Below are 16,982 nucleotides of genomic sequence, written 5' to 3'. Positions count from 1 at the left end.
CGTTTGTCCACAGCCTGGGCCCGCCTGTAGCCAAAATGTGCCGACGACCGAACAATCGGTAGGTGGGGCGCGTCACAGCCGACGCGCCCCTCGTAGCCGCTCCCACGAGGAGGTGCCGTCATGACGGTCATGGAGCAGCGGGGCGCGTACCGGCCATCGCCGCCGCCCGCCTGGCAGCCCCGTACCGACCCCGCGCCGCTGCTGCCCGACGCGGAGCCCTACCGCGTCCTGGGGACGGAGGCGGCCGCGAAGGCCGATCCGGAGCTGCTGCGCCGTCTGTACGCGCAGCTGGTCCTGGGCCGCCGTTACAACACGCAGGCCACCGCCCTGACCAAGCAGGGCCGCCTGGCGGTCTACCCCTCCAGCACCGGCCAGGAGGCCTGCGAGGTCGCCGCGGCGCTCGCCCTGGAGGAGCGCGACTGGCTCTTCCCCAGCTACCGCGACACGCTCGCCGTCGTGGCCCGCGGCGTCGACCCCGTCGAGGCCCTGACGCTGCTGCGCGGCGACTGGCACACCGGCTACGACCCCTACGAGCACCGTGTCGCACCGCTGTCGACGCCGCTGGCCACCCAGCTGCCGCACGCCGTCGGCCTCGCCCACGCAGCCCGCCTCAAGGGCGACGACGTGGTCGCGCTGGCGATGATCGGCGACGGCGGCACCAGCGAGGGCGACTTCCACGAGGCGCTGAACTTCGCCGCCGTCTGGCAGGCACCCGTCGTCTTCCTCGTGCAGAACAACGGCTTCGCGATCTCCGTCCCGCTCGCCAAGCAGACCGCGGCACCGTCCCTGGCCCACAAGGCCGTCGGGTACGGCATGCCGGGCCGCCTGGTCGACGGCAACGACGCCGCCGCCGTGCACGAGGTGCTCGCCGACGCCGTGCGACAGGCGCGCGCGGGAGGCGGGCCCACCCTGATCGAGGCGGTGACCTACCGCATCGACGCCCACACCAACGCCGACGACGCCACCCGCTACCGCGGCGACGCCGAGGTCGAGGCCTGGCGCGAGCACGACCCGATCCAGTTGCTGGAGCGGGAGCTGACCGGGCGCGGCCTGCTCGACGAGGACGGCGTCCGCGCCGCCCGCGAGGACGCCGAGGCGATGGCCGCCCGGCTGCGCGAGCGCATGAACCAGGACGCTCCGCTCGACCCCATGGATCTGTTCGCCCACGTGTACGCGGAGCCGACCCCGCAGCTGCGCGAACAGCGCGCCCAACTGGTCGCCGAGCTCCAGGCCGAGTCGGAGGAGGGTACGGCCCGATGACCACCGTCGCACTCAAGCCGGCCACCATGGCCCAGGCCCTCACACGCGCGCTGCGCGACGCGATGGCCGCCGACCCCACCGTGCACGTCATGGGCGAGGACGTCGGCCCCCTCGGCGGCGTCTTCCGCATCACCGACGGCCTCGCCAAGGAGTTCGGCGAGGACCGCTGCACGGACACCCCGCTGGCCGAGGCCGGCATCCTCGGCACCGCCGTCGGCATGGCCATGTACGGGCTGCGCCCGGTGGTCGAGATGCAGTTCGACGCCTTCGCCTACCCGGCGTTCGAGCAACTGGCCAGCCACGTCGCGAAGATGCGCAACCGCACCCGCGGCAAAATGCCCCTGCCGATCACCATCCGCATCCCCTACGGCGGCGGCATCGGCGGTGTGGAGCACCACAGCGACTCCTCCGAGGCGTACTACATGGCGACTCCGGGGCTCCATGTCGTCACGCCCGCGACCGTCGCCGACGCCTACGGGCTGCTGCGGGCCGCCATCGACTCCGACGACCCGGTCGTCTTCCTGGAGCCCAAGCGGCTGTACTGGTCGAAGGACACCTGGAACCCGGACGACCCGCAGACCGTCGAGCCGGTGGGCCGCGCGGTGGTGCGGCGCACCGGCAGGAGCGCCACGCTGATCACGTACGGCCCGTCCGTGCCCGTCTGCCTCGAAGCCGCCGAGGCGGCGCGGGCCGAGGGCTGGGAGCTGGAGGTCGTCGACCTGCGCTCGCTGGTGCCGTTCGACGACGAGACGGTGTGCGCGTCGGTGCGGCGCACCGGACGCGCGGTCGTCGTGCACGAGTCGGGCGGGTTCGGCGGCCCGGGCGGGGAGATCGCCGCCCGTGTCACGGAGCGCTGCTTCCACCACCTGGAGGCACCGGTGCTGCGCGTGGCCGGGTTCGACCTCCCCTACCCGCCGCCGATGCTGGAGCGGCACCACCTGCCCGGCGTCGACCGGATCCTGGACGCCGTGGCGCGTCTGCAGTGGGAGGCGGGGAGCTGATGGCACAGGTGCTGGAGTTCAGGCTCCCCGACCTCGGGGAGGGGCTCACCGAGGCGGAGGTCGTCCGCTGGCTGGTCGAGGTGGGTGACGTGGTCGCCATCGACCAGCCGGTCGTCGAGGTCGAGACGGCCAAGGCGATGGTCGAGGTGCCCTGCCCCTACGCCGGCGTGGTCACCGCCCGCTTCGGCGAGGAGGGCACGGAACTGCCCGTGGGAGCGCCGCTGCTGACGGTGGCGGTCGGGGAGCAGGACGCCGGTGCCGCGGGTGCCGCGGCCGACGACACCGAGGGCTCCGGCAACGTCCTGGTCGGCTACGGCACGGGGGCGCCTCCGGCGCGCCGCCGCAGGGTGCGCCCGACACCGATGGCGTCGGGCTCGCGCGACACGAGTGGTGGCGTGGAAGCGGCGGCGCCCGTCGCGGCCGCGGCACCGGCCGCCAACGGGTCCGCGCGTACGGCGGGCGTTCCGTCGGCGGCCCACGCGACCGCGGTGGCCGAGCGGTCCGTCGACGGTCCCGTCCCCGTCATCTCGCCGCTCGTGCGCCGCCTCGCGCGGGAGAACGGCGTGGACCTGCGGCAGCTGTCGGGCTCCGGGCCCGAGGGGCTGATCCTGCGCGCGGACGTCGAGGACGTGCTCAGGGCCGATGCGGCACGGGGCCGCGGTGCCGGCGCACCGGCGGCTCCCGCGACCGCGCCCGGGCCGGCGCAGTCCTCCGGCTCCCGCGTTCCGCTCAAGGGGGTGCGCGGAGCCGTCGCCGACAAGCTGTCCCGCAGCCGCCGGGAGATTCCGGACGCGACCTGCTGGGTGGACGCCGACGCCACGGAGCTGATGCGCGCCCGGGCCGCCATGAACGCGGCCGGGGGACAGAAGATCTCCCTGCTCGCGCTGCTGGCCCGGATCTGCACGGCCGCGCTCGCCCGCCATCCCGAGCTCAACTCGCGGGTCGACATGGAGGCCAGGGAGATCGTCCGGCTGGACGCCGTCCACCTCGGCTTCGCCGCACAGACCGAACGCGGGCTCGTCGTCCCGGTCGTACGGGACGCGCACACGCGCGACGCGGAGTCCCTGACCGCCGAGTTCGCCCGGCTGACCGAGGCGGCCCGCGCCGGCACCCTCACTCCGGCCGAACTCACCGGCGGCACCTTCACGTTGAACAACTACGGAGTGTTCGGCGTCGACGGATCCACACCGATCATCAACCACCCCGAGGCCGCCATGCTCGGCGTCGGCCGCATCGTCCCCAAGCCGTGGGTGCACGAGGGCGAGCTGGCGGTGCGGCAGGTCGTCCAGCTCTCGCTCACCTTCGACCACCGGGTGTGCGACGGCGGCACGGCAGGCGGTTTCCTGCGGTATGTGGCCGACTGCGTGGAACAGCCGGCGGTGCTGCTGCGCACGCTGTGACGGCAGTGTCCCGCCCGCGTTCCCCTTGATCGCGGGCGGGACGCATACTCGGGGGGTGACCTCCTACGAGCCCCTCGCCCACGACGCCGTCGTGCTCGCCGGAGGAGCCGCCCGGCGGCTCGGCGGCGCGGACAAGCCCGGCCTGCGCGTCGGCGGCCGCGCGCTGCTCGACCGCGTGCTCGCCGCCTGCGCCGACGCGGACACGACGGTGGTGGTCGCCGACCCCCGCCCCACCGCGCGGCCCGTGCGCTGGGCACGCGAGGAACCGGCCGGCGCCGGCCCGCTCGCCGCGCTCGACGCCGGACTGCGCCACACCACGGCGGACCATGTCGTCGTACTCTCCGCCGACCTGCCGTTCCTCGAACGCGACACGGTACGGCGGCTGTTGACCGCCCTGAGGGCCGGCCGGGCCGACGGCGTGCTGCTCACCGACGCCGACGGGCGCGACCAGCCGCTCGTGGCCGCCTATCGCGCGCAGGCGCTGCGCCGCGCGCTGGCCGCGCTCGCCCGCGCCGCTTCCGAGGACGGCTCCGCCCGGGACGGCGCCCTCACCGGGCTGCCGCTGCGCCGGCTCACCGCCGCGCTCGATCTCACCCGCGTCCCCGACGACGTCGCGTCCTTCGACTGCGACACCTGGGACGACATCGTCATCGCCAGAGCACGTATCAGGGAGCATGGGCACGTGTTGGATGAATGGATTTCCGCAGTCAAGGACGAGTTGGGCATCGATCTGGACGTCGACACCCGCGCGCTGCTCGACCTCGCCCGCGACGCCGCCCACGGCGTGGCCCGGCCCGCGGCACCCCTGACCACCTTCCTCGTCGGCTATGCGGCCGCGCAGGCCAAGGGCGGTCCCGAAGCCGTCGCCGAGGCCGCCCGCAAGGCCGCGGCCCTCGCCCAGCGCTGGGCGGACGAGACCACCGGCGGCACCGGCACGCCCGACGTGGCGCCCGACGCCACGCCCGACACCCGCCCGGACGTCTGATGTCCGGCCGTGGCACGCGGGTCGGCGAGAACGCCGAGGACGCCAAGAACGCCAAGAACGCCGAGGACGCCGAGGACTTCGACGTGGAGGAGGCGCTCGCCCTGGTGAACGAAGGCAGCAGCCGGCGTGCCCCCGAGCCCGGCCGGGGCCGGGCGGGACGCGGCGGCACCCCCGTATCCGGCTCCGCCTCCTTCGAGGACCACGGGAGCGCCGGTGCAGGTCACGGGACCCCGCACCCCGCGCACTCCCAGGAGGCCCGCCACCAGGCCATCGCCTGGCCGCAGGCCCGCGAGACCGCCGCCCGCGCGGCCCGTGCCGGTGCCCGCCGGGCCCCCGTCCCGGTACCCCTCGAGGCCGCCCTGGGACTGGTCCTGGCCGCACCCCTGACCGCCCTGTGCGACCTGCCCTCCTTCGACACCTCCGCCATGGACGGCTGGGCGGTCGCCGGCCCCGGCCCCTGGGACGTACGCGACGAGGGCGTCCTGGCCGGGCACGACGAGCCCGAACCGCTGACCGACGGCGAGGCGGTACGCGTCGCGACCGGCGCCCGCGTCCCGCAGGACACCACGGCCGTGCTGCGCAGCGAACACGGCCGCACCGATGCCAAGGACCGGCTGTACGCCACCGAGGAGTCCGGGCACGGCAAGGACATCCGCCCGCGCGGGCAGGAGTGCCGCAGTGGCGACCAGCTGCTGCCTGTCGGCACCCTGGTGACCCCGGTGGTGCTCGGTCTGGCCGCGGCCGCCGGGTACGACACCCTCACCACGGTCCCCCGCCCCCGCGTCGACGTCCTCGTGCTCGGTGACGAACTGCTCATCGAGGGCCTGCCGCACGACGGACGGATCCGGGACGCGCTCGGCCCGATGCTGCCGCCCTGGCTGCGCGCGCTGGGCGCCGAGGTCACCCGTGTGCGCCGGATCGGCGACGACGCCAAGGCCCTGCACAAGGCGGTCACCGGGTCGCAGGCCGACGTGATCGTCACCACCGGGGGAACCGCCGCCGGACCGGTCGACCACGTCCACCCCACCCTGCGCCGCATCGGCGCCGAACTGCTGGTGGACGGCGTCCAGGTGCGCCCCGGCCACCCCATGCTCCTGGCCCGTACCAAGGAGAACCAGCACCTCGTCGGCCTGCCCGGCAATCCGCTCGCGGCCGTTTCGGGTCTGCTGACGCTCGCCGAGCCGCTGCTGCGCACGCTGGCCGCGCGCCCGGCCCCGGAGCCGTACACGCTGCCGCTGACGGACGCGGTGCACGGGCACCCGGACGACACCCGGCTCGTGCCCGTGGTGCTGCGCGGTGACCGCGCCGTTCCGCTGCACTACAACGGCCCCGCCATGCTGCGCGGCGTCGCGGCGGCCGATGCCCTCGCCGTCGTACCACCGGGTGGTGCCCGGCCGGGTCGGGAGGCCGAACTCCTCGACCTGCCCTGGGCCGCTGCCGGAATCGGGGTGTGTTTCACGTGAAACTTCCGGGCCATGACGCGATCGCCCGCCAGGCGGACGAGCATCTCGTGACCCATCGGGTGAAGCTCCCTCGAAAAGTCGTGGAGCGCCCGATACGTCAGGTCGGCAAACGGCTGTTTCTGGCGGTGCTGGTGCTGCTCGTGACGGTCGTGATCGTCTACGCCGACCGTGAGGGATACCAGGACAGTGCCAAAGAAGCCCCGATGGACCTCATCGCCGCGGCGTACTACGCGACGGTGACCCTCTCCACCACCGGATACGGCGACGTCACCCCCGTCAGCGACAGCGCGCGTCTCACCAACATCTTCGTCATCACCCCGCTGCGTGTGATCTTCCTGATCATCCTGGTCGGCACCACACTCGAAGTCCTCACCGAGCGAACCCGTGAGGAATGGCGTCTGAATCGCTGGAGGTCCACTTTGCGCGATCACACCGTCGTGGTCGGATTCGGCACGAAGGGGAGGTCCGCGCTCCAGACCGTCTGTGCGGCAGGGCTGAAGAAGCAGCAGGTCGTCGTGGTCGACCCCAGCGCCAAGGTGGTCGACGCGGCCACGGCGGAGGGCTACGCGGGCGTGGTCGGAGACGCCACCCGCAGCGAGGTGCTCATGCGGGCCGAGGTGCAGCGGGCACGGCAGATCATCATCGCCACCCAACGGGACGACACCGCCGTGCTGGTCACGCTGACGGCCCGGCAGATCAACCGGGCGGCGAAGATCGTCGCGGCGGTGCGGGAGGAGGAGAACGCGCCGCTGCTCAAGCAGTCCGGGGCCGATGCCGTCGTCACCAGCGCGAGCGCGGCGGGGCGGCTGCTCGGGCTGTCCGTGCTCAGTCCGGCCGCGAGCATGGTCCTGGAGGACCTCATCCAGCAGGGCAGCGGCCTGGACATCATCGAACGGCCCGTCATAAAGGCCGAGGTGGGCCAGGACCCACGGGACATGGACGACCTGGTGGTGAGTGTGCTGCGCGGACACCGGGTGCTGGGCTACGACGACCCGTCCGTACGGGAACTGGAGCTGACCGACCGTCTGATCACCATCGTCCGGGCCACACCGGGAACGAAGGTCACCCCTGACACACGGCCGCTTCCCCAGGACTGACGACGGCACCGCGAAGCAGTAGCGTCGGGCCCATGCATGCGATCACGATTCCCGAACCCGGTGGGCCCGAGGCGTTGGTGTGGGACGAGGTACCGGATCCCGTGCCCGGCGAGGGGGAGGTGCTGGTCGAGGTGGCGGCGAGCGCCGTCAACCGGGCCGACATCCTGCAACGGCAGGGCTTCTACAACCCGCCGCCCGGTGCTTCCCCGTACCCCGGTCTGGAGTGCTCCGGGCGGATCGCGGCGCTCGGTCCCGGGGTGTCCGGCTGGTCCGTCGGCGACGAGGTGTGCGCGCTGCTCGCGGGCGGTGGTTACGCCGAGAAGGTCGCCGTTCCGGCCGGTCAGCTGCTGCCCGTGCCCGACGGCGTCGGCCTGAGGCAGGCCGCGGCGCTGCCGGAGGTGACCTGCACCGTCTGGTCCAACGTCTTCATGGTCGCCCAGCTGCGCCCCGGCGAGACGCTGCTCGTGCACGGCGGCTCCAGCGGCATCGGCACGATGGCGATCCAGCTCGCCCGGGCCGTGGGCGCGAAGGTCGCCGTGACCGCGGGCACCAAGGAGAAGCTCGAGCGCTGCGCCGAACTGGGCGCCGAGATCCTGATCAACTACCGCGAGCAGGACTTCGTCGAGGAGATCCGACGGGCCACGGACGGGAACGGCGCCGACGTGATCCTCGACAACATGGGCGCCACGTACCTGGACCGCAACGTCCAGGCCCTCGCCGTCAACGGCCGGCTCGCGATCATCGGTATGCAGGGCGGGGTCAAGGGCGAGCTGAACATCGGCACCCTGCTCGGCAAGCGGGCCGCGATCAGCGCGACCTCGCTGCGCGCCCGCCCGCTCGGCGAGAAGGCGGCCATCGTCGCCGCCGTGCGCGAACACGTCTGGCCGCTGTTCGCCGACGGGCACGTCCGGCCGGTGGTCGACCAGGAGCTCCCGATGAGCGACGCCGCGGCCGCCCACCGGATCCTGGAGGAGAGCGGCCACATCGGCAAGGTGCTCCTGGTGACGTCCTGATCCCCGCACCTCCGCCGCCGTACCGGTTGCGCCGGATCCAGTGCCCCGACAGGCACTAGTGCCGTGCCGGGCGTCGCGAGCCGGTGAACCTTTCCGGTCACAGCACTAGCTCCGGCGCAACCGCAGGGCGATGAACGCCAGGCCGAGGCCGAGGCCGATCAGGACGAGCCCGCCGCCCAGGGACAGGGTCCGCAGCACGGGTCCGTTCTCGGTCTGCGCGACGGGCAGGGCGCCGGGACTGTCCTGCGGCCCGGACGGCACGGGAGCGGCCTCCTGACCCGAGGGCGAGGCGCTCGTCGCCTCCGGCGTCGCGCTCGCGCTCTCGGAATCCTCGTTGCCGTCGTCGTGGTCCCGCTCCCTCTCCCACCAGTGCGGCCGTACCGGCCGATGCCGCCCCCCACCGGGGTCGTTCCCGGCCCGCGACGGGTCGGAGGACGACAAGGACGGGGACGGCGAGGAGGAAGGCGAGGAGGACGAGGAGGAAGGCGAGGAGGAAAGGGAGGAGGGTGACGAGGCCGGGTGCGAGGCTGGGGACGACGGCGTCGAGGGCGGGGGCCCGTGGACCGGTGAGGAGCGGGAGCCGGCGGCCTTCCCGGGGGCGGCGGTGCCCGGGGCAGGGGTGCCGGACGCAACGGCGCCGGAGGCGTCCGTGGCGGCCCCGGACGCGATGTCGTGCGGCGCGGCGGAGGCCGAGGGCGCCGAGGGCGCCCGCGCGGCGCCGTGCGCCGGGGCGGAGCCACTGGCCGGGACGGCCGCTGCCAGCGCGATCAGCAGTCCCGTCGCGCGCAGCTGAGCGCGCAGCCATGGAGTCACGTCGGGGACCCCCTCGCGGTGCCCGGTAGCGGATCAGGTCATTTCTGCAACAACAGTCACATCACTGGATCAATCCGGCATTCCAGGATCGGCCACCGGGTCCAACCCACTGCACAATCCGGTTATGGCGATACGTCATGGACTGCTGGCGCTCCTGGCGGACGGCCCCCGCCACGGCTCCCGGCTGCGCGCCGAGTTCGAGGCGCGCACGGGGGCGGTCCGGCCGCTGCACATCGGCCGGGTCTGTGCCGCGCTCGGCCGGCTGGAGCACGAGGGCCTGGTCACCCGGGAGGGCGTGGACGGGGCCGGCCGGGTGGTCTACGCACTGGCCGAGGCGGGCCGCGCCGAGCTGCGGGCCTGGTACGCGCGGCCGGTGGAGCGGACGGATCCGCCGTGCGACGAGCTGGCGATCAAGTTGCTGCTGGCGGTGGCGGCGCCCGGCGTCGATGTGCGCGAGGTCGTCGAGGTACAGCGCCGGCATGTCTCCGAGTCGCTGCACGACTACGTGCGGCGGCGCGCCGAGGTCCTGGCCGGCTCGCTCAGGGGGCCGGGCGAGGTGGCCCGGCTGCTGGTCGTGGAGCGCCTGATCTGCTGTGCCGAGGCGGAGTCCCGCTGGCTGGACCACTGCGAGGCCCGTCTGCTCCGGCTGGACCTCCCCCGGGCCGACGACGCGGGGAAATGACGCGGTGGACCGCTTTCCGCGGGGGCGCCACGGAAGTGGCATGTACGGGTGCGCGACAATGGCGGCATGGAGATGCCGAGGAACGAACGGTCGCCGGAGAATCCGCAGATCCTGGTCGTGGGCCAGGACGGAATGGCGCTCGGCGGCGGCGGGGACGACGACTCCCGTGAGACCCCGGTGACGGAGCAGGTGGAGCAGCCCGCGAAGGTCATGCGGATCGGCAGCATGATCAAGCAGCTTCTCGAAGAGGTGCGTGCGGCTCCCCTGGACGAGGCCAGCCGGGTCCGGCTGAAGGAGATCCACACGAGCTCGGTCAAGGAGCTGGAGGACGGCCTGGCGCCGGAACTCGTCGAGGAGCTGGAGCGGCTCTCCCTGCCGTTCACCGACGAGGGAACCCCCAGTGACGCCGAACTGCGCATCGCGCAGGCGCAGTTGGTGGGCTGGTTGGAGGGTCTCTTCCACGGGATCCAGACGACTCTGTTCGCCCAGCAGATGGCCGCCCGCGCCCAGCTGGAGCAGATGCGTCGTGCCCTGCCCCCGGGTATCGGGCACGACGGCGGCGACGACCCCCGCACGGGCGGCCGCTCGGGCGGGCCGTACCTGTAGGCGTCCGTACGCGCAGGTGTCCTGCCCGCGGGCGCCGGGTCCGCGGGCCGTATGCCGCGCCCCCGCCCGCACCTGTCCTCGTGGCGCGGACAGGAAAAGGCCCCGGCAACCGTACCGCCGGGGCCCTTTTCCTACCGGGACCGCGCTTCTCACGGGACCGCTCGCCGTGCTCGACGGGAGCCGGAGGGGACGGTGAAGGTCAGGACGACTCGGGGTTGCCGGTCGAGACGTAGAGCTGGATCACCGGCATGTTCTTCGGGTCGACGTCCGTGTCGGCCGCGGGGAACTGGTTCATGACCGTGTCCTGGCCGTACGTGTTCTCGTTGACGTCGATCGGCTTCAGCTTCCAGCCCGCGGCCTGGAGGCACTCCTTGACCGAGCCGAGGTTCTTGTACCGGAAGTCCGGCAGCCTGACCTTGTCCGGGTCGTTGTACGCCTCCCGCGGCTCCTTGCAGTCGTCGGGGTCGATCGTCTTCGAGGTGTCCGGCCCGCGGTGGCCCTCGACCACCGAGGTGGACGCGCTCGCGCCGCCGCCTCCGCCCTTGGCCTCGTCTCCGCTGCCACCGGTGTCCAGGGTCAGCGCGACGAGCAGGCCGACCACCGCGATGGCGGCGACGGCGATCGACCCGATGACCACGGGCCTGGTGCTCCTGCCGCCGCCCGGCGGGGGCGTGTGCTGGGGCGACACGGCGTACGGCGGCGGGGTCGGCGCCTGCTGCTGCGCGTACGGCGACGCGACGGGCGTCTGGTAGCCGGGCTGCTGCGGGTAGCCGTAACTCGCGGGTGTGGGGGCGCCGGTGCTGTAGGGATTGGGCGTCGGGGCCGGCTGGTACGGCGTCTGCACATGGCCCTGGGGGACCGGGGATGTCTGGTCGACGGGCGGGAAGACGGCCGAGCCGACGCCCGCGCCGCTCGGCGTGTGGGCGCCGGGGACGATGCTGGGCGCGGCCGCCTGGAAGGAGGCCGCCACGCGCAGGCACTCGTCGCGCATGGACTCGGAGCTGGGGAAACGCTCGTTGGGGTTCTTCTTCAGCGCGCGGGCGACCAGCGCGTCCACCGCCGGAGGAAGCGAGCGGTTGATCGAGGAGGGCGCCACCGGCTCCTCCTGCACATGCGCGTACGCGATGGCCAGGGGGGAGTCCGCGTCGAACGGAAGCCGCCCGGTGACCAGTTGGAACAGCATGATGCCGACCGAGTACAGGTCGGACCGCGCGTCCACGCCCCGGCCGAGCGCCTGCTCCGGCGAGAGGTACTGCGGGGTGCCGACGACCATGCCGGTCTGCGTCATCGACGTCACGCCGGACTGCATGGCGCGGGCGATGCCGAAGTCCATGACCTTGACCACGCCGCGCTTGGTCATCATCACGTTGCCCGGCTTGATGTCGCGGTGGACCAGGCCCATTTCGTGGCTGATCTCCAGCGCGGCGAGCACGTCCGCGGTGATCTTCAGCGCCTTGTCGGCGGGCATCGCGCCGAACTGCCGGATGTCCTCCTCCAGCACCGAGCCGAGGGGGCGGCCCTCGATGTACTCCATGACGATGTACGGCGTCGTCATGCCGTCCACATCGTCCTCGCCGGTGTCGAAGACCGAGACGATGTTGGTGTGCGTGAGCTTCGCCACTGCCTGGGCCTCGCGGCGGAACCGCTCGCGGAAGGCCTGTTCGCGGCCGAGTTCGGTGTGGAGTGTCTTGATCGCGACCTGGCGGTCGAGCACGGAGTCGTAGGCGAGGTGCACCGAGGCCATGCCGCCCTCGCCGAGCAGGTCGCGCAGCTGGTAGCGGCCGCCGGCCAGCGCCCGTCCCGCGTACTGGCCGTGTGCGCCGTCCTGGCTCATGTCTCCGCGTCCCCCACTAGGCCGTCAGGCGCCCTCGTTGATCGAATGAGTCATTCCCGGCCAAGTCTGCCCGAGGGCACTGACACGTCAAGCTCGGTGCCCGTTCCGTGACCGTACGCGAAAGAAGCGTCGCGGAAGCGTTACAGCAGGCGTACGGCCGGTCCACGGAATTTGCACCACGGCACCCGCAGGGGGTTTCATGGCCGGTCCGTCTCGGGCCGGTCCCGGCGGTGCTCGCCGCGACGATCCTGGACCGGCGGCCCCCGCGGAGCCTGTAGCGTGGCCGACGGAGACCGTGACAACACCGCGCGCACCGCGGGCAGAAACGACGGCGAGGACTGATGGCACAGCAGCATCGCGCCCAGGGCCCGTCCGACCCCGAGGCGACTGGCGGCGGTATGTCGGACGCGCCGGAGATGTGGGGCAACAACGGCCTGGTCGGCGACGGCCGGTACCGGTTGACGCACAGACTCGGCAGGGGCGGCATGGCCGAGGTGTTCGCGGCCGAGGACGTGCGCCTCGGGCGGACCGTGGCGGTCAAGCTGCTCCGCGCAGACCTGGCCGAGGACCCTGTCTCCAAGGCCCGGTTCACACGTGAGGCCCAGTCGGTGGCCGGGCTCAACCACCACGCGATCGTCGCCGTGTACGACTCCGGCGAGGACCAGGCGGGCGGCCAGGCCGTGCCGTACATCGTGATGGAGCTGGTCGAGGGCCGCACCATCCGCGATCTGCTGCTCAACGCCGAGGCGCCCGGCCCGGAGCAGGCGCTGATCATCGTCTCCGGTGTGCTGGAGGCGCTGGCCTACTCGCACCAGCACGGCATCGTGCACCGCGACATCAAGCCGGCCAACGTCATCATCACCGACAACGGCGCCGTGAAGGTGATGGACTTCGGCATCGCCCGCGCCCTGCACGGGGCGTCCACGACGATGACGCAGACCGGCATGGTCATGGGCACTCCGCAGTACCTCTCCCCGGAGCAGGCCCTCGGCAAGGCCGTCGACTACCGCTCCGACCTGTACGCCACGGGCTGCCTGCTGTACGAACTCCTCGCGCTGCGGCCCCCGTTCACCGGCGAGACCCCGCTGTCGGTGGTCTACCAGCACGTCCAGGACATGCCGGTGCCGCCGTCGCAGGTCGCCGGCGGCACCTGCCCGCCGGAGCTCGACGGCCTGGTCATGCGCTCGCTGGCCAAGGAGCCCGACGACCGTTTCCAGACCGCCGAGGAGATGCGCGGGCTGATCCAGTACGGGTTGCAGATGCTGTACGACCAGGGCGGCCACACCGGCACCTGGAACACCGGCCCGGTCGAGGCGCACGACGGCCGGCACACCCCGGCGGCGGGCTACGCGGGCACGACCGTGATGCCGCACCAGGCCGACTTCGGTTCCGGCACCACGCAGATCCCTCAGCCGATCCTGCCCGCCGGGTACGGCAACCCGGACGACGGCGGCTTCGAGGGGCACGGCAACAAGGGCAGCGGCCGCGGCAAGCTGTGGATCCTGGCCGTCCTCGCGGTGATCGCCATCGCCGCGGGCGTGGCACTGGCACTGCAGAACACCGGCGGTGACACCGGCACCGGCGTCGACACCAGCAAGTCGCCGTCGAACACGCAGTCCACCGACGACGCGCAGCCCAGCACCAGCCCGAGCGACACGTCGGACGAGCAGCCGTCGGACACGTCGACGGACCGGGGCCACGGCTCGGGCGGGGGCAACTGGAAGTACACGCCGTCGTACCGGCCGTCGTGGACCCCGTCGGAGCCGTCCGGTGAGCAGCCCTCCAACGAGCAGTCCGACCCGCAGACCTCCAACGAACCGACCGACCCCGGGCCTCCGTCGACCTCCCAGGACCCGGGAGTCCCGCCGAGCGACGGCTCCGGGGACAGTGGCGGTGGCGACGCCGCCGGCACCGCCGCGGGCGCGGCGGGGAACCCCGTCGGAGGCAACTAAGTCCCGCCGCGAACCGAGCATCCTTCACGCGCGCGTGAGGCCGTACGGGCCCTCACGCGCGCGTGGTGTTCCGTCCGGCTCCCTCGGCGTCACTCCGCGAACGCGCCGCACACCGCGCCGTACTCCCTTGTCCACCACACCGCGAGCGCCGAGGCGGCCGGGAACTGCGGGTCCGCGCGGGTGTCGCCGCGCTCGTAGTGCCAGCGCAGCATCCAGAAGTCGTTCAGGCGCTCCCACCACACGCGGTGCACGGCCGCCGCGAGTTCCGAGGGGGTGGCGCCGGCCGCCAGCCGGTACGCGCGCGCGTACGCCCTGACCTTCGGCAGGTCCAGGGTGCCGGCGGGCCGGACGAAGAAGATCGCGGCGGCGCGCACCGCCTCCTCCGCGCGGGGCTGCACTCCGAGCCGGTCCCAGTCGACGATCGCGGCGGGGGCGTCCCCCTGGTAGAGCAGGTTGAAGGGGTGGAAGTCGCCGTGCACCCAGCCGACGGGCCCGCCGGGCGGCGGACGCCGGTCCGCGTGCCGTTCCAGGAGCGCGCGCCGCTCCAGGAGCCGGTGCCGGGCCAGTTCGTCGAAGACGTCCGGGGGCCGGTGGCGGCGTACGTGCCCGAGCAGGTCGTCGATCAGCGTGAAGGTGTCGGCGGGATCGGCGCTCTCCACGGGGTGGGGACTCGCGGCGGGGCGGGTGCGGCACTTGGGCGGCATCACCTGCTCCAGGCACGCGTGCACGGCTCCCAGCAGTGCTCCCAGACGGGCGCACTGCTTGGTGGTGAGCTGCCCGCCGTGCCGGTGCCGGCCGTCGATCCAGGGGTGCAGGGCGTAGGAGTGGCCGCCGACGACGGCGACCGTGCGCCCGTCGCGGCCGGTGAGCGGCGGTGCCACCGGGACGCCGAGGTCGGCCAGGCGCTGGGTGGCCCGGTGCTGGCGCGCGATGGCGGTGGGATCGGCGGTGTCCGGATCGAAGTGGTGCTTGAGGAAATAACGGCCGCGGGTCGTGCACAGCCGGTAGCCGCGGTTGAGCAGGCCCTGGTCGACCGGCTCGCAAGTGAGGGCGGAACCGGCTGCGTACTGGCGCAGCAAGGCGCTCAGAGGGGGCGCGTGGGGCACAGGGGGTGGTACACATGGGCGCGGCACGCGCCAGATGCTAGGGCACCGGCGGAGGCCGTGAGCTGGGCCTTGTCACAGACAGTCGTCGATGGTCGCTTTCGGTCACATGAGGTCGTGATGCCGTCCCGACACCGCCCGCCGTGCGCCGGTACGCCCTCGGAGGCGTCCCTTGCCGCCGCCCGGCGGGTCCCGTTTCGCCTTCCCCCGTGCGGGGTCATCCATCAAGAGCAGTTCCGGCCATTCGCCGACCCTTCCCGACTCAGGGGTGGCCGGGATAACGTGCCGGTGTTCCGGCCCCCTGCACGGCTGTGACCAGCGGCTGCCCCGACTGTCCGGCGAGGTACTTGGACGTCCAAGTGGAAATACTTGGAAATCCAAGGAAACGCCCAGGTCAGGGGGGTTTCCCAGAAATGTGGAGCACTGGGTAACGTGACTGCTGCAGGGCGCTCGCCGGGGCACCTGTCACGCCTGTTCCCGGCCGAGTGGCACCCACCCCGTGCCCGGTGGTCCGGAACAGGTGAGCCGCACTGGCTACCGGCAACCCCGGGGCCGGACCGACGGAGGAGCACACGTGACCGTGGAGAGCACTGCCGCGCGCACACCGCGACGCAGCGCCGGAAGCAAGGCCGGCGCGACCGGCACGAAAGCCGCAGACACCAGGCGGCGTACCGGCGCCAAGAAGAGCGCCGACCCCGAACTCGTGCAGTTGCTGACGCCCGAGGGCAAGCGCGTCAAGAACGCCGAGTACGACAAGTACGTCGCCGGCATCACCGCCGAGGAGCTTCGCGGCCTGTACCGCGACATGGTGCTCACCCGCCGCTTCGACGCCGAGGCCACCGCCCTGCAGCGCCAGGGCGAACTGGGTCTGTGGGCCTCGCTGCTCGGCCAGGAGGCCGCCCAGATCGGCTCCGGCCGCGCCACCCGCGAGGACGACTACGTCTTCCCGACCTACCGTGAACACGGCGTCGCCTGGTGCCGCGGGGTGGATCCGACCAACCTGCTCGGCATGTTCCGGGGTGTGAACAACGGCGGTTGGGACCCCAACGGCAACAACTTCCACCTCTACACGATCGTCATCGGCTCCCAGGCGCTGCACGCCACCGGCTACGCGATGGGCGTCGCCAAGGACGGCGCCGACTCCGCGGTCATCGCCTACTTCGGCGACGGCGCCTCCAGCCAGGGCGACGTGGCCGAGGCCTTCACCTTCTCCGCGGTCTACAACGCCCCCGTGGTGTTCTTCTGCCAGAACAACCAGTGGGCGATCTCCGAGCCGACCGAGAAGCAGACCCGCGTCCCGCTCTACCAGCGCGCGGCGGGCTTCGGCTTCCCCGGCGTCCGCGTCGACGGCAACGACGTACTGGCCTGCCTCGCCGTCACCAAGTGGGCCCTGGAGCGCGCCCGCAACGGCGAGGGCCCCACCCTGGTCGAGGCGTACACCTACCGCATGGGCGCCCACACCACCTCCGACGACCCCACCCGCTACCGGGGGGACGAGGAGCGCCTGGCCTGGGAGGCGAAGGACCCGATCCTGCGCCTTCGCCGCCACCTGGAGGCCGCACACCACGCGGACGAGGGATTCTTCGAGGAACTCGAGGCCGAGAGCGAGGCGTTGGGCAAACGAGTGCGCGAAGCGGTCCGTGCCATGCCCGACCCGGACCTTTTCGCCATCTTCGAGAACGTGTACGCGGACGGGCATGCGCTCGTCGACGAGGAGCGCGCCCAGTTCGCCGCCTACCAGGCGTCGTTCGCGGACGCAGAGGGGGTCTGATC

15 protein-coding genes are annotated in these 16,982 nt (G+C 72.7%); 12 read left to right on the top strand and 3 right to left on the bottom strand.

All coding sequences use genetic code 11. The features are described 5' to 3' along the window. Positions 1 to 120 precede the first annotated feature (120 nt). From pdhA (ACIQMV_RS17480) to ACIQMV_RS17450, 7 genes are read left to right on the top strand one after another with little or no spacing between them, the layout of a single operon-like run. Positions 121 to 1,260, top strand: coding sequence for a pyruvate dehydrogenase (acetyl-transferring) E1 component subunit alpha (gene pdhA / locus ACIQMV_RS17480; protein ID WP_141359818.1), 1,140 nt, complete (start codon positions 121 to 123; stop codon positions 1,258 to 1,260). Then, the gene (locus ACIQMV_RS17475) at positions 1,257 to 2,261 is read left to right on the top strand and encodes an alpha-ketoacid dehydrogenase subunit beta (RefSeq protein WP_141359817.1); all 1,005 of its coding nucleotides are present in this window, start codon (positions 1,257 to 1,259) and stop codon (positions 2,259 to 2,261) included. Before pdhA (ACIQMV_RS17480) ends, ACIQMV_RS17475 begins: the two co-directional genes overlap by 4 nt. Then, on the top strand, positions 2,261 to 3,661 hold the full coding sequence (locus ACIQMV_RS17470; protein ID WP_402593633.1) for a dihydrolipoamide acetyltransferase family protein: 1,401 nt from the start codon (positions 2,261 to 2,263) through the stop codon (positions 3,659 to 3,661). The genes ACIQMV_RS17475 and ACIQMV_RS17470 overlap by 1 nt, the downstream gene beginning before the upstream one ends. A gap of 55 nt (positions 3,662 to 3,716) precedes the next feature. Then, positions 3,717 to 4,646 carry an NTP transferase domain-containing protein gene (locus ACIQMV_RS17465; protein WP_402593631.1) on the top strand — a complete coding sequence of 310 codons (930 nt, stop codon included), beginning with the start codon at positions 3,717 to 3,719 and terminating at the stop codon, positions 4,644 to 4,646. Next, the gene (locus tag ACIQMV_RS17460) at positions 4,646 to 6,109 is read left to right on the top strand and encodes a molybdopterin molybdotransferase MoeA (RefSeq protein WP_402593629.1); all 1,464 of its coding nucleotides are present in this window, start codon (positions 4,646 to 4,648) and stop codon (positions 6,107 to 6,109) included. Before ACIQMV_RS17465 ends, ACIQMV_RS17460 begins: the two co-directional genes overlap by 1 nt. Continuing rightward, entirely contained in the window at positions 6,106 to 7,206 is a 1,101-nt protein-coding gene (locus ACIQMV_RS17455) for a TrkA family potassium uptake protein (RefSeq protein WP_141359814.1), read from the top strand. Before ACIQMV_RS17460 ends, ACIQMV_RS17455 begins: the two co-directional genes overlap by 4 nt. A 32-nt stretch (positions 7,207 to 7,238) precedes the next feature. Then, positions 7,239 to 8,219 carry an NAD(P)H-quinone oxidoreductase gene (locus ACIQMV_RS17450; protein ID WP_401775893.1) on the top strand — a complete coding sequence of 327 codons (981 nt, stop codon included), beginning with the start codon at positions 7,239 to 7,241 and terminating at the stop codon, positions 8,217 to 8,219. Positions 8,220 to 8,324: 105 nt separating this feature from the next. Here ACIQMV_RS17450 and ACIQMV_RS17445 read toward each other — a convergent pair whose 3' ends face one another. Then, complete coding sequence (locus tag ACIQMV_RS17445) at positions 8,325 to 8,480, bottom strand: hypothetical protein (protein WP_172632911.1); 156 nt, start codon at positions 8,478 to 8,480, stop codon at positions 8,325 to 8,327. Positions 8,481 to 8,553: 73 nt separating this feature from the next. Between ACIQMV_RS17445 and ACIQMV_RS17440 the strand changes: the two genes are divergently transcribed. The 3 genes from ACIQMV_RS17440 (at position 8,554) to ACIQMV_RS17430 (ending at position 10,320) form a co-directional block, all read left to right on the top strand. Beyond that, positions 8,554 to 9,012 (top strand): hypothetical protein, encoded by a 459-nt coding sequence (locus ACIQMV_RS17440; protein ID WP_402593626.1) that lies wholly within the window; start codon positions 8,554 to 8,556, stop codon positions 9,010 to 9,012. 144 nt (positions 9,013 to 9,156) lie between these two features. Further along, a complete protein-coding gene (locus tag ACIQMV_RS17435; protein WP_402593624.1) occupies positions 9,157 to 9,714 on the top strand; it encodes a PadR family transcriptional regulator in 558 nt (185 codons plus the stop codon). Between the two features lie 66 nt (positions 9,715 to 9,780). After that, entirely contained in the window at positions 9,781 to 10,320 is a 540-nt protein-coding gene (locus tag ACIQMV_RS17430; protein ID WP_141359811.1) for a bacterial proteasome activator family protein, read from the top strand. Between the two features lie 199 nt (positions 10,321 to 10,519). On the opposite strand, the gene ACIQMV_RS17425 is transcribed toward ACIQMV_RS17430, so the two are convergent. After that, positions 10,520 to 12,154: a protein kinase gene (locus tag ACIQMV_RS17425; protein ID WP_402593623.1), complete on the bottom strand. Its 1,635-nt coding sequence runs from the start codon at positions 12,152 to 12,154 to the stop codon at positions 10,520 to 10,522. Between the two features lie 341 nt (positions 12,155 to 12,495). Here ACIQMV_RS17425 and ACIQMV_RS17420 point away from each other — a divergent pair, with 341 nt between their 5' ends. Beyond that, a complete protein-coding gene (locus ACIQMV_RS17420; RefSeq protein WP_402593621.1) occupies positions 12,496 to 14,106 on the top strand; it encodes a protein kinase in 1,611 nt (536 codons plus the stop codon). Positions 14,107 to 14,195: 89 nt separating this feature from the next. Here the strand turns inward: ACIQMV_RS17420 and ACIQMV_RS17415 are convergent, their stop codons facing one another. Further along, on the bottom strand, positions 14,196 to 15,212 hold the full coding sequence (locus ACIQMV_RS17415; protein ID WP_402593619.1) for a phosphotransferase: 1,017 nt from the start codon (positions 15,210 to 15,212) through the stop codon (positions 14,196 to 14,198). Positions 15,213 to 15,783: 571 nt separating this feature from the next. On the opposite strand from ACIQMV_RS17415, the gene pdhA (ACIQMV_RS17410) reads away from it, so the two are divergent. Beyond that, positions 15,784 to 16,980: a pyruvate dehydrogenase (acetyl-transferring) E1 component subunit alpha gene (pdhA, locus tag ACIQMV_RS17410; protein ID WP_402593617.1), complete on the top strand. Its 1,197-nt coding sequence runs from the start codon at positions 15,784 to 15,786 to the stop codon at positions 16,978 to 16,980. Positions 16,981 to 16,982 lie beyond the last annotated feature (2 nt).

The sequence above is a fragment of the Streptomyces sp. NPDC091412 genome, assembly GCF_044756885.1.
In the GTDB taxonomy this organism is placed as follows: Bacteria; Actinomycetota; Actinomycetes; order Streptomycetales; family Streptomycetaceae; genus Streptomyces.
This window is presented reverse-complemented; position numbering and strand designations above follow the sequence as displayed.

Coding starts and splice junctions, on each gene's coding strand:
- ACIQMV_RS17425 (WP_402593623.1), bottom strand. CDS start 12,154: ATGAGCCAGGACGGCGCACACGGCCAGTACGCGGGACGGGCGCTGGCC.
- ACIQMV_RS17430 (WP_141359811.1), top strand. CDS start 9,781: ATGGAGATGCCGAGGAACGAACGGTCGCCGGAGAATCCGCAGATCCTG.
- ACIQMV_RS17460 (WP_402593629.1), top strand. CDS start 4,646: ATGTCCGGCCGTGGCACGCGGGTCGGCGAGAACGCCGAGGACGCCAAG.
- ACIQMV_RS17450 (WP_401775893.1), top strand. CDS start 7,239: ATGCATGCGATCACGATTCCCGAACCCGGTGGGCCCGAGGCGTTGGTG.
- ACIQMV_RS17470 (WP_402593633.1), top strand. CDS start 2,261: ATGGCACAGGTGCTGGAGTTCAGGCTCCCCGACCTCGGGGAGGGGCTC.
- ACIQMV_RS17435 (WP_402593624.1), top strand. CDS start 9,157: ATGGCGATACGTCATGGACTGCTGGCGCTCCTGGCGGACGGCCCCCGC.
- ACIQMV_RS17475 (WP_141359817.1), top strand. CDS start 1,257: ATGACCACCGTCGCACTCAAGCCGGCCACCATGGCCCAGGCCCTCACA.
- ACIQMV_RS17420 (WP_402593621.1), top strand. CDS start 12,496: ATGGCACAGCAGCATCGCGCCCAGGGCCCGTCCGACCCCGAGGCGACT.
- pdhA (WP_141359818.1), top strand. CDS start 121: ATGACGGTCATGGAGCAGCGGGGCGCGTACCGGCCATCGCCGCCGCCC.